Source organism: Nocardioides psychrotolerans (assembly GCF_943371775.1).
In the GTDB taxonomy this organism is placed as follows: domain Bacteria; phylum Actinomycetota; class Actinomycetes; order Propionibacteriales; family Nocardioidaceae; genus Nocardioides; species Nocardioides psychrotolerans_A.
On sequence record NZ_CALRWD010000113.1, the window covers coordinates 1 to 11,082 of the forward strand.

General features: G+C 72.7%; 12 protein-coding genes. 8 read left to right on the plus strand and 4 right to left on the minus strand.

What is annotated here, in order from left to right:
- Positions 1-2,027: S8 family serine peptidase (locus AAG827_RS21050; RefSeq protein WP_341928169.1), on the minus strand; the 2,027-nt coding region annotated here is incomplete at its 3' end.
- A 97-nt stretch (positions 2,028-2,124) separates the two neighbouring features.
- Between AAG827_RS21050 and AAG827_RS21055 the strand changes: the two genes are divergently transcribed.
- Together AAG827_RS21055 and AAG827_RS21060 are read left to right on the plus strand one after the other, a co-directional pair.
- Positions 2,125-2,748 (plus strand): HAD family hydrolase, encoded by a 624-nt coding sequence (locus tag AAG827_RS21055; RefSeq protein WP_341928170.1) that lies wholly within the window; start codon positions 2,125-2,127, stop codon positions 2,746-2,748.
- 106 nt (positions 2,749-2,854) lie between these two features.
- Positions 2,855-3,250, plus strand: a complete 396-nt coding sequence (locus AAG827_RS21060; protein WP_341928171.1) for a cold-shock protein — start codon at positions 2,855-2,857, stop codon at positions 3,248-3,250.
- A gap of 41 nt (positions 3,251-3,291) precedes the next feature.
- On the opposite strand, the gene AAG827_RS21065 is transcribed toward AAG827_RS21060, so the two are convergent.
- A complete protein-coding gene (locus tag AAG827_RS21065) occupies positions 3,292-4,725 on the minus strand; it encodes an MFS transporter (protein ID WP_341928172.1) in 1,434 nt (477 codons plus the stop codon).
- Positions 4,726-4,803: 78 nt separating this feature from the next.
- Here AAG827_RS21065 and AAG827_RS21070 point away from each other — a divergent pair, with 78 nt between their 5' ends.
- The gene (locus AAG827_RS21070) at positions 4,804-5,592 is read left to right on the plus strand and encodes a DUF3027 domain-containing protein (RefSeq protein WP_341928173.1); all 789 of its coding nucleotides are present in this window, start codon (positions 4,804-4,806) and stop codon (positions 5,590-5,592) included.
- A 98-nt stretch (positions 5,593-5,690) separates the two neighbouring features.
- Here the strand turns inward: AAG827_RS21070 and AAG827_RS21075 are convergent, their stop codons facing one another.
- Positions 5,691-6,245 (minus strand): DNA starvation/stationary phase protection protein, encoded by a 555-nt coding sequence (locus tag AAG827_RS21075; RefSeq protein ID WP_341928174.1) that lies wholly within the window; start codon positions 6,243-6,245, stop codon positions 5,691-5,693.
- 51 nt (positions 6,246-6,296) lie between these two features.
- Positions 6,297-6,593 (minus strand): DUF2530 domain-containing protein, encoded by a 297-nt coding sequence (locus AAG827_RS21080; protein WP_341928175.1) that lies wholly within the window; start codon positions 6,591-6,593, stop codon positions 6,297-6,299.
- 73 nt (positions 6,594-6,666) lie between these two features.
- Here AAG827_RS21080 and AAG827_RS21085 point away from each other — a divergent pair, with 73 nt between their 5' ends.
- The 5 genes from AAG827_RS21085 to rpsL form a co-directional block, all read left to right on the plus strand.
- The gene (locus AAG827_RS21085) at positions 6,667-8,121 is read left to right on the plus strand and encodes an NCS2 family permease (protein ID WP_341928176.1); all 1,455 of its coding nucleotides are present in this window, start codon (positions 6,667-6,669) and stop codon (positions 8,119-8,121) included.
- A 21-nt stretch (positions 8,122-8,142) separates the two neighbouring features.
- Positions 8,143-8,949 (plus strand): alpha/beta fold hydrolase, encoded by an 807-nt coding sequence (locus AAG827_RS21090; RefSeq protein WP_341928177.1) that lies wholly within the window; start codon positions 8,143-8,145, stop codon positions 8,947-8,949.
- Between the two features lie 41 nt (positions 8,950-8,990).
- Positions 8,991-9,440, plus strand: coding sequence for a MarR family transcriptional regulator (locus AAG827_RS21095; RefSeq protein WP_341928178.1), 450 nt, complete (start codon positions 8,991-8,993; stop codon positions 9,438-9,440).
- 7 nt (positions 9,441-9,447) lie between these two features.
- The gene (locus tag AAG827_RS21100; protein WP_341928179.1) at positions 9,448-10,701 is read left to right on the plus strand and encodes an MFS transporter; all 1,254 of its coding nucleotides are present in this window, start codon (positions 9,448-9,450) and stop codon (positions 10,699-10,701) included.
- 163 nt (positions 10,702-10,864) lie between these two features.
- Positions 10,865-11,082 (plus strand): 30S ribosomal protein S12 (gene rpsL / locus AAG827_RS21105; protein WP_341928180.1); only part of this gene is annotated, 218 nt, incomplete at its 3' end.

Genomic DNA, 11,082 nt, shown 5'->3' on the forward strand with positions numbered 1-11,082 from the left:
AGCGCCGCGGGCGTCACCCGCACCCGGTGCTCGAAGCCCCGTGCCCGCGAGGAAAAGTAGAGCCGACGGCCCGTCGTGTTGGTCAGCGTGCGGGTAGCGACAGCAGCCCCGGGGCCCAGGCCCACCGACGGGGTGTTGAGGACGCGCAGGTCGCCCTCCCACCAGGCGCGGTAGTCGCCCGCGTCGAGGAGGTAGGCCAGGCCCGGCCGGGTGGCGTCCTGCGGCCGCAGCAGGCCGGAGCCCACCCGGGTGGCGGGGGCGCGCCGCAGCCGCTCGGTCGACGTGGTGAGCGCCGAACGGGTCTCGGTCGCGGACCAGGCGTGCCGGGAGAGCAGCGTCGCCGCAGCCCCGCTGGTCGTCGCGGCCGCGGCCGACGTGCCGGTCACGAAGTCCCACCGTGCCCCGCTGGGGCGCTGGGGGACCGCACCCAGCACGCCGACGGCGGGAGCGACGAGGTCGGGCTTGAGCACGCCCGACGCAGGGTCGCCGGACCCGGAGAAGCGGGTGACGGCACGCGACACGCGGGCGGACGCGCGGGGGACCAGGGTCACCCTGCCGCGGGGTCGTGCCGCGAGCCAGCGCTTGACCGCGCGACCCGAGGCGCGGTCGAGGTGGACCGTCGGCACCCGGTGGAAGTCGACGTCGACCGAGCCGGGCCGCACGTTGGTCAGGATCATGCCCACGCCGTCGGCCAGGTCCACGGCCGCCGACTTGTCGACCCGGCCGACCCCACCGCGGTCGCACACGACGATCCGGCCGTCGACCGCGGCGGCGTCCAGGCTCCCGGGCGTGCAGACACGAGCCTCGCGCGCCGTCGCGCCCGGGGCCTTGGCGCGCGCGGCCAGCACGAGGCGGGCCGGCCCGACGCGGCGCGACGCGACCATGGCGCCCTGCACGTCCGGCGCGCCGGGAAGGACCACGTCGCCGCGTCGCTGGGAGCCGACGGTGCCGCCGACGGTCGTGACCCAGGGAGCCGGGTGGGCCGCCCCGCCGCCGTCGTTGCCCGCGGCGGCGATCACGACGATGTCGGCCTCGGCGGCGCCCAGCAGGGCCAGGTCGACGGTGTCGATGCGAGCGGGACCCCCGACCGAGAGGTTGAGCACGTCCACCCCGTCGCGGGTGGCGTCGTCCACCGCCGTGACCAGGTCGGCGGTCGCGCAGCCGTCGTCGCTCGGCTCGGGGGCGCTCCAGCAGGCCTTGTAGATCGCGAGCCTCGCCCGGGGTGCCTGGCCGGAGAACCGGCCGAGGCGCTGGTCGTGGACCCGCACGTCGACACCGGCGTTGCCGGCGGCGATGGAGGCCATCTGGGTGCCGTGGCCGTCGTCGTCGTGGGCCGACAGACGCGCGGTCGCACGCAGGTCGTCGGCGCCGAACCCCTCGACGTACCACCGTGCCCCGAGGACCTTGCCGTTGCAGACGGGCGAGCCCTCGCCGTCCTCGCAGACACCTGCGAAGTCACGAGGGCTCGCTCCGAGCTGGGTCGAGCGAGCGAAGAGCGGGCCCGTGGGATCCAGCCCGGAGTCGACGATGCCGATGACCACGCCGGCCCCACCGAGCCCGCCGCCGCTCCTGCCCGTGCGGGGGCCGGCGGCCGCGGCACCGGCCGGGAGGGAGGCGAGGGGGCGCACGCTGTTGCGCTCGACCATCGCCACGCCCGGGTCCTCGGCGAGGGTCGCGGCCTGCGCGGTGGTGAGGTGCACGGCGAACCCGTTGAGCGCCGTCGTCCAGCGGTAGACGGGGGCGGGGTCTCCCACGAGGTCGAGCGCGCGCTCCTGCTGCGCGAGCAGGCGCACGCTGCCCAGGACGCCGGTCGTCTCCCCGGCCAGCGCCGCTCCCGAGAGGCCCGGTCCGCGCAGGGTGACCAGGTAGAGCGCGCTGTCGTCAGCGCCCGTGCCGGCCGGCGCGGCCTGGGCCGACGGGGTCGCGGCGAGGCTGACGACGGCGCTCGCGAGCGCGACCACGACGGCCGCGGCGCGCGAGGCGCTGCGACCGGGCGATCGTCCTGCGGCTCGTCCTGCTGGGGTCACGATGTCCTCGGTGTCGGCGGAAGTCGTCCATTCTGTCTCACGGACCCCACGCGTGACCGGCGAACCCGGACTCTGCGGCGCCGCCTACGCTGACGGGGTGCCCGCCAGCCCCCTCGTCGTCGGCTTCGACCTCGACATGACGCTCATCGACACCGTCCCGGGCTTCGCCGCGGTCCTCGCCGCGCTCGGGTCCGAGCTCGGCGTCGACTTCCCGGTCGCCGAGATGACCGCGAGGCTCGGTCCGCCCCTCGAGAGCGTCCTCGCCGGCCACCTCGACGAGGACGCCATCGGCCCCGCGGGCGACCGGTTCCGTGAGCTCTACCCCGCCCACGCCATCGACACCGTGCCCGTCCTGCCCGGCGCCCACGCCTCCCTGGCCGCCGTACGACGCCACGGTGGGCGCGTCGTCGTGGTGACGGGCAAGTTCCCCCGCAACGCCGAGCTGCACGTGACCCACCTCGGGTTGGACGTCGACGTCCTCGAGGGCTGGGTCTGGGGTCTCGGCAAGGCCGACGCGCTGGTGCGCGAGGGAGCCGGGGTCTATGTCGGGGACCACGTCCACGACGTCGAGGGTGCGCTCGCCGCCGGGGTGCTGAGCGTCTCGGTGCTGACCGGGGGCTGCACCCGCGAGGAGCTCCTGGACGCCGGCACCCACGTCGTCCTGGACGACCTGCGGGAGTTCCCCCTGTGGCTCGACGAGCACGTGGCGTCGCGCGGCTGACGCGGCCCGTCGGCCGACGGACAAACCGGTCGGAACGCCTTGGCCGGATGGCCTAGTCTGTGCCGTCGCGCCCGGATCGGCCGGGCGGTGGTGGAGAGGTCTGACCGTGCCCAGTGGCAAGGTGAAGTGGTTCGACGCGACGAAGGGCTTCGGGTTCCTGTCCCAGGAGGACGGACCCGACGTCTACGTGCACACGGACGCGCTGCCCGAGGGCATGACCGTCCTCAAGCCCGGCGCGCGCGTGGAGTTCGGCATCGCCCAGGGTCGGCGTGGCGACCAGGCGCTGCAGGTCCGCGTCCTGGACGCCCAGGCCTCCGTCGCGCGCAACCAGAAGCAGGCCAAGCGGCGCGCGCCCGAGGAGATGGCGCCGATCGTGGAGGACCTGATCCGGCTGCTCGACGACGTGGGCGAGACCTACCGCCACGGCCGGCACCCCGACGCCCGCACGGCCAAGCCCGCCGCCAAGCTGCTCCGCGCGCTGGCCGACGAGCTCGAGCTCTGACCCGGCTGCGCTGACGGGCGGAGCCGCTGGCCGCGGCCGCCTCAGGCGGGCGCGACCCGGCCCGTCGTACGACGACGCGGGCGGCTGGCGAGCACGAACACCGTCCACGCGGCGAGCACGACGGCTGCGACACCGAGCCCCAACCGGGGGTAGAGCGGCAGCGCGATGCCGACGAAGCCGCCGATGACCCAGGCCAGCTGGAGGGTCGTGTCGCTGCGCGCGAACGCGCTGGCCTGCACCTGGGGGCGGACCCCGGACTGGATGGTCGCGTCCAGCGAGACCTTGGCCAGCGACTGGGCGAGCCCCGCCGTCAGCCCGATCAGGGCCAGCATCAGGATCCCGTAGAAGACGCCGCCGACCGCGATGACCGCCGCGTCGGCGACCAGCGCCATCACCACCATCACCGCGGGATTGATCTTCTTCAGCAGCGAGGCCAGCAGGATGCCCAGGGTGTTGCCGAGCCCGGCGCCGCCGATCACGATGCCGAGCGTGACCTCGGGGGCGTAGTCGCCGATCGGGTTGTCGCGGAAGAGGAACGCCATGAACATCGTGAGGAACCCCGACAGCCAGCGCGGTCCGCAGTTGGCCCGCAGCGCGAAGGCCACGGCTGGCGGGATGCGCGTGCCGCGTCGTCCCTCGGTGCTCGTGGGACGCAGGGTCATGGCCTGCTCGCCGGCGCTCGCGTCGACCTTGTCGGGCAGTCGGATCGCGGCGATCGTGCCGAGCACGAAGACCAGGAAGGCGAAGCGCAGCGACCACTCCGCCCCCACGGTGGCGGCGAGCCCCGCGATCGGCGCCGCGATGGCCGCGCCGACGATGCCGGCCAGCGAGACCCGGCCGTTGGCCTTGACCAGGGTCAGGTCGGCGGGGAGCAGCCGGGGGACCGCGGCGGCCCGGGTGACGCCGTAGGCCTTGGAGGAGACGAGCACGCCGAGGGTGGCGGGGAAGAGCCACGCCGAGTCGTTGGCGACCGCGTCGGCCAGCACCCAGCAGAGGAAGGCGCGCAGGGCGAAGGTGCTGCCCATGGCCCAGCGCCGCCCGTGGCTGAACCGGTCGAGGAAGGGTCCGATCAACGGCGCCACGATCGCGAACGGCAGCATGGTGAGCGCGAGGAACAGCGCCACCTGGCCCCGCGCCTCGCTGGTCGCACCGGCGAAGAAGAGGGTGCCGGCCAGCGAGATGACCACCGCGGCGTCGGCGGCGGCGTTGCACGCGTGGAGCTGGATGAGCCGGGCGAGCCCGGACTGGTCGGCGCCCTGGGCGTTGGTGGCCCGGCGCGCCTGTCGCACGGTGTAGGAGCCGGCCCGGCCCGCGCCCCGGGCGGCACCGCGTACGCCCTTGGCCGTGACCTTGACACCGGTGCCCAGCCCGTTGCCGAGTCCGGCGCCCAGTCCGGTGCCCCGCCCCCGGCCCGTGGCGCGCGGCCGATCGCCCGAGGGGGGCGTCGGCGGCGGCTCGTGGGACGACGACGTCATGGCCCCATCCTGCCCCGTGCGCCCTCACGACCCACCCGACACCCCGGCCCGACCTGACAGCGGCACCACGCATGAGTCATGCTTTCGTCCGTGGCGATCATCGTGCGCACCAAGACCGACTCCGTGGCTGCGTCCGCGGTCGACGAGGCGCGCTCCGCGCTGCTCCTCGACGTGGACCCCGCCGACGTGGGCGAGCACCTCGGCTCGCAGGCCGAGGGCGAGCGGGTCGTGACCCACCTGTTCGCCTGCGAGCGCAAGGGCTACGTCGGGTGGCGCTGGTCCGTGACCGTCGCCCGCGCCTCGCGCCAGAAGCAGGTCACCGTCGACGAGGTCGTGCTGATCCCGGGTGACGACGCGATCGTCGCTCCCGAGTGGGTGCCCTACCGCGAGCGCCTCCAGCCCGGCGACATGTCCCCGGGCGACCTGCTGCCCGTCGACGACGACGACGCTCGCCTGGTCCCGACCTACTCCTTCGGTGACGACCCGCTCGACGCCGACGAGAAGGCGCAGGTCCGCGAGGTCGCCAAGGACCTCGGCCTCGGCCGTGTCCGCACGCTCTCGCTCGAGGGTCGCGAGATGGCCGCCCAGCGCTGGTACGACGGCGACGCCGGCCCCGAGTCGGCCCTCGCGCAGGCGGCTCCCGACACCTGCCACGGCTGTGGCTTCCTGGTCCGCCTGGCCGGCCCGCTCTCCGAGATGTTCGGGGTCTGCGCCAACGGCGACGCCAACGACGACGGCCGGGTCGTGGCGCTGACGCACGGCTGCGGCGCCCACTCCGAGGTCCGCCTGGCCAAGAAGCACGAGCCCCTGCCGATGCCCGAGCACGTCTTCGACACGCTCTCCTCCGACGACTACGAGATCGTCTGACCCGCACGCCCCCGCACGCACTGAAGGGGCCCGACCAGCACTGCTGGTCGGGCCCCTTCGTCGTGCTGAGGAGCGGTGGTGCTGACGCGGAGGAGGGGTCAGCCCTGCTCGGCGGCCGCGGCGGCGGCCTTCTCCGAGCCGGCGCCCTCGGTGGAGAGGCGACCGCCCTTGTCCTCGAGGTGCGCGCGGATGAACCAGTGGAACAGCTCGAGCTGCTCGGTCTGGCCGATGAACATGTCCTCGGTGATCGGGTCGAGGTCGCCGAGCTCCTTGATGCCGTCGCGGTAGCTGGTGATCACGCCCTGGTAGACGAGGTCGAGCGCACCGAGGTGCTCCTGGGTGGTCCCGCGACCGATGCTGTACTCGTCCCACGTGCGGGCCGAGACGATCGAGCCGGGGGTGCCCTGCGGCGAGCCGCCGAAGGTCGCGATGCGCTCCGCGAGGTCGTCGGCGAAGCCGCGCACGGCGTCGACCTGCGGGTCGATCATCTCGTGCACGGAGATGAAGTGGGGGCCGACGACGTTCCAGTGCACGTGCTTGAGCGTCAGGTGCAGGTCGTTGGCGGCGTGGAGACGGTCCTGGAGCAGCTCGACGATGCGCTGGGCGTCAGCGTCGCTCAGGCCGGGAACGGTGTAGTGCAGCTTGGGAGTCATGCCCGGTCGGTACCCGTCGCCCGGGCCACCGAAACCCGGATGTAGGACGTGTCACGCTCCTGGCGGTGCTGCCTCGACCTCGGAGCGGAAGGCGCGGCGACGGCGGCAGTACTCCAGCCCCAGGAGGCCCAGCCCGACCCCGGTGAGGCAGGTCCACAGCCACCAGGTGGTGCCGTCCTCGGAGAGTCGCCCGTAGAACGGCAGCAGGGCCAGGAAGCCGAGGAAGAAGATCGCGGTCCCGACCTGCACCGTGCGCACCCCGTCGACGTCGAGCGGCTCCACGTCGGCCAGGAGGTAGGTCTTGTTCCTGAACTCGTGCTGCATCGGCTGGTCGTTACGGAGCTCCACGGCGACCACGCTAGTCGACGCTGCGCCGCGGTGGAGTGGTCGACCGTCCGCAGGTCTGACATGCTCCCTGCCCGTGAGCACGCAGACGAGCCGTCCCCGGTCCAGGATCGACCGCTTCTTCGACATCAGCCAGCGCGGCTCGACCGTGGGTCGCGAGGTGCGTGGCGGGATCGTCACCTTCCTCACGATGGCCTACATCATCGTGCTCAACCCGATCATCCTGCTGCAGGGCGAGGACATGAACGGCGACCTGCTGGCGGGTGGTGACTTCGCCGCCATCAGCGCGGCGACCGCGCTCGTCGCCGGTGTCGTCACGCTGCTCATGGGGGTCGTCGCCAACTTCCCGCTCGCACTCGCCACCGGCCTCGGCCTCAACGCCTTCGTCACCTTCTCCATCGCGAGCCAGATGACCTGGGCCGACGCGATGGGCCTGGTCGTGATCGAGGGCCTGGTTATCCTGGTGCTCGTGCTCACGGGCTTCCGGGAGGCCGTCTTCAACGCGGTGCCCGCGCAGCTCAAGGTCGCGATCTCGGTCGGCATCGGTCTCTTCATCGCGTTCATCGGCCTCGTCGACGCCGGGTTCGTACGACGGACCGGTGCCGGCCCGGTGCCCGTCGAGCTCGGGACCGGGGGGCAGCTCCAGGGCTGGCCGGTCCTGGTGTTCGTGATCGGCCTCGCGCTGGTGCTGGGCCTCTACGTCGCCCAGGTGCGCGGCGCGATCCTGATCGCCATCGTGGCCACGACCGTCCTGGCGATCGTCGTGGAGAAGGTCGCCAAGGTCGGGCCCACCTTCACCGACGACGGTGGGGTCAACCCCTCGGGGTGGAACCTCAACGTCCCGGCGATCCCGACCGACGTGGTCGCCTGGCCCGACCTCCGACTGATCGGTGACTTCTCGCTGCTCGGCTCCTGGGAGAACGCCGGCGTGGTCACCGTCTTCCTCTTCGTCTTCACGCTGCTGCTCGCCGACTTCTTCGACACCCTCGGCACCATGACCGCGATCGGCGCCGAGGCCGGGCTCCTCGACGAGGACGGCAACCCGCCCCACACCCGTCGGATCCTGGTCGTCGACTCGCTGGCCGCGGTCGCCGGCGGCGCGGCGTCGGTCTCGAGCAACACCTCCTACATCGAGTCCGCCTCCGGCGTGGCCGAGGGTGCCCGCACCGGTCTCGCCTCGGTCGTGACGGGGGTGCTGTTCCTCCTGGCGACCTTCCTGGCCCCGCTGGTGACCGTCATCCCCAACGAGGCCGCGGTGCCGGCGCTGGTGCTGGTCGGCTTCCTGATGATGCAGCAGGTCAAGGGCATCGACTGGGACGACCTCGAGATCGGCATCCCGGCGTTCCTCACGATCGTGCTGATGCCCTTCACCTACTCCATCTCGGTCGGCATCGGCGCCGGCTTCCTCGCCTACGTCCTCCTCAAGGTGGTCCGGCGCAAGGCCGCTGACGTCCACCCGCTGATGTGGGGCGTCGCCGCGCTCTTCGTCGTCTACTTCGCCATCGCTCCCATCACCGACTGGATCGGCTGACCCGCGAGCCATGATGGGGAGGTGACCGACCCCCAGGAGCACCTCGCCCGTCCGAGCGTCGACGTCGGGACGGCGGTCCTGGTGCTCGCCGGGTCCAGCGGCGCGCTGGAGACCGAGCGGTGCCGGGTCCTCGCGGCCCACGGCGCGACGGCGCTGACGATCCGGTGGTTCGGTGGTGTCGGGCAGCAGCCCGGCACCTTCGAGGTGCCGGTCGAGACCTTCACCGCTGCGCTCGACCGGTTGGCCGCCGACGCCGACCGCGTCGCGATCGTGGGGTCGTCGTTCGGCGCCGAGGCGGCCCTGCTCGCCGCGTCCCTGGACCCCCGGGTCGACGCCGTGGTCGCGCTCGCGCCCTCGTCGGTCGTGTGGGCGGGCGTCGACGAGCAGGGGCGGCAGACGTCGCACTGGACCTGGGGCGGTCGTCCCGTCTCCTTCGCGCCGTTCGACGACTCGTGGTCGGCCGACACCGACCCGCCGTCCTACCGGCGGCTCTACGAGCAGAGCCTGCGTCGTCACGCCGAGGAGGCGGCGGCCGCCGCGATCGCGGTCGAGCGGATCTCCGGGGACGTCGTCCTCGTGGCGGGGGAGGACGACCAGGTGTGGCCGGCGGCCGACTTCGCCCGCGCGATCGCCGCCCGTCGTACGTCGCACGGGCGCGAGACCGTCGTCGTCACGCACCCGGACGCCGGGCACCGCGTGGTGCTGCCGGGCGAGGTGCCGGTCGAGCGGGGCAGGGCGATGGCCCGCGGGGGCAGCCCCGAGGCGGACGCGGCCCTCGGGAGCCTGGCCTGGCCCCACCTGCTGCGGAGCCTGCGCCTGCGGGAGTAGACAGGGAATAGTTAGCATGGGTAATGACTTATGCTCACGACATGCCTACCGTCGAGAAGGTCGCCCGCACCGACGCCGGACTCGCCTCCGAGCTCCGGCTCTCGGTCATGCGCCTGCGCCGGCGCCTCGCCGTGGAGCGCCATCCCGACAACGAGCTGAGCATGAACGCGATGGCCGTGCTCGGGGCGCTGCACCGCTTCGGTGACCTCACCGTGGGCGACCTCGCGGCCCGCGAGAAGGTGCAGCCGCCGAGCATGACCCGCACCGTCAACTGCCTGGTCGAGGGCGGCCACGCCACGCGACGCCGGCACGAGACCGACGGGCGCCAGGTGGTCGTCGCCCTCACCGACCTCGGTCGGGCCACCGTCCTGTCCGACCGCGCCCGCCGCGACGAGTGGCTCGCCACCCGCCTGCGCGAGCTGACCCCTGCCGAACGCGCCGTGCTCCGCAGCGCGGCCCCGATCCTGGAGAGACTGGCCTCCCACGAGTGAGCACCCTGTGAGCCCCACCTTCCGTTCCCTGCACAACCAGAACTACCGCCGCTACGCCGCCGGCAACCTGGTGTCCAACACCGGCACCTGGATGCAGCGCGTCGCGCAGGACTGGCTGGTCCTCCTGCTGACCGCCAACAGCGCCGCCGCGATCGGCATCACCACCGGCCTGCAGTTCCTGCCCTTCCTGCTGCTGTCCCCGGTGGCAGGGCTGGTCGCCGACCGGATCCCCAAGCGACGCCTGCTCCAGATGACCAACGTCGGCATGGCCGCCCCGGCGTTCGTGCTCGGGGTCCTCGCGGTCACCGGGACGGTGCAGATCTGGCACGTCTACGTGCTGGCGCTCGTGCTGGGTGTCGCCTCCGCCTTCGACGCCCCTGCACGGCAGTCCTTCGTCTCGGAGATCGTCGACGCCGAGGACCTCACCAACGCGGTGGGCCTCAACTCGGCCGGCTTCAACTCCGCGCGCATCCTCGGCCCGGCCATCGCCGGTGTCTCGATCGCGCTCCTCGGCTCCGGCGTCGCCGCGACCGGGTGGGTGATCCTGATCAACGGGCTGACCTACGTCGCCCCGATCCTGATGCTCGCCTCGCTCGACGGCTCGCGGCTGCACGTCGCCGACCTGGTGAAGCGTGAGCCCGGCCAGATCCGCGCCGGCGTCTCCTACGTGCGGGCCCGTCCCGACCTGATGCTGATCCTCGGGATCGTCTTCTTCACCGGCACCTTCGGCCTCAACTTCCAGATGACCTCCGCACTGATGGCCACCCAGGTGTTCGACAAGGGGCCCGCGGAGTTCGGGCTGCTCGGCACGTTCATGGCCGTGGGGTCGCTCGCCGGGTCGCTGCTCGCGGCGAGTCGGGAGGGTGTGCGGCACCGGCTCGTGGTCGGGGCGGCCGTGGCCTTCGGCCTGCTCGAGATCGTGGCCGGCCTCGCGCCGTCGTACCTGCTCTTCGCGTTGATGTGCCCCCTGCTCGGCATTACGGCCCTCACCATGATCACCAGCGCCAACGCCTTCATGCAGCTCAACACCGACGCCGGCATGCGCGGGCGCGTGATGGCGCTCTACATGATGATCTTCATCGGCGGCACGCCCCTGGGTGCGCCCCTGGTCGGCTGGGTGGGGGAGGTCTTCGGTGCCCGGTGGACCCTGATCTTCGGCGGTGCCATGACGGTCGCCGGGGTGCTGCTGGCCAGCGCGGTCTACCTGCGCACCAAGAGCCGCCAGGAGGAGCCCGTCCTGGCCTCCCCGGCCGCGTTTTGACCCTCACCCAGGCGGCCGGTAATCTCGTTCCTCGTGTCTGGGACGACCAGATGCGTTGCGCGTGCCCAAATCCGGGTGCTCACCACTGGCACATAGATTCAAGCGTCACGTCGTGCTGGCAAAGCGCCGAGCACAGAGAGCTTCTCAGAAAGGGAACCACCAGGTGCCCACGATTAACCAGCTGGTCCGCAAGGGCCGCCAGGACAAGGTGTCCAAGAGCAAGACGCCTGCCCTGAAGGGTTCGCCCCAGCGACGCGGTGTCTGCACCCGCGTCTACACCACCACCCCGAAGAAGCCCAACTCCGCCCTCCGCAAGGTCGCCCGCGTGCGCCTGTCGAGCGGCGTCGAGGTCACGGCCTACATCCCGGGCGTCGGTCACAA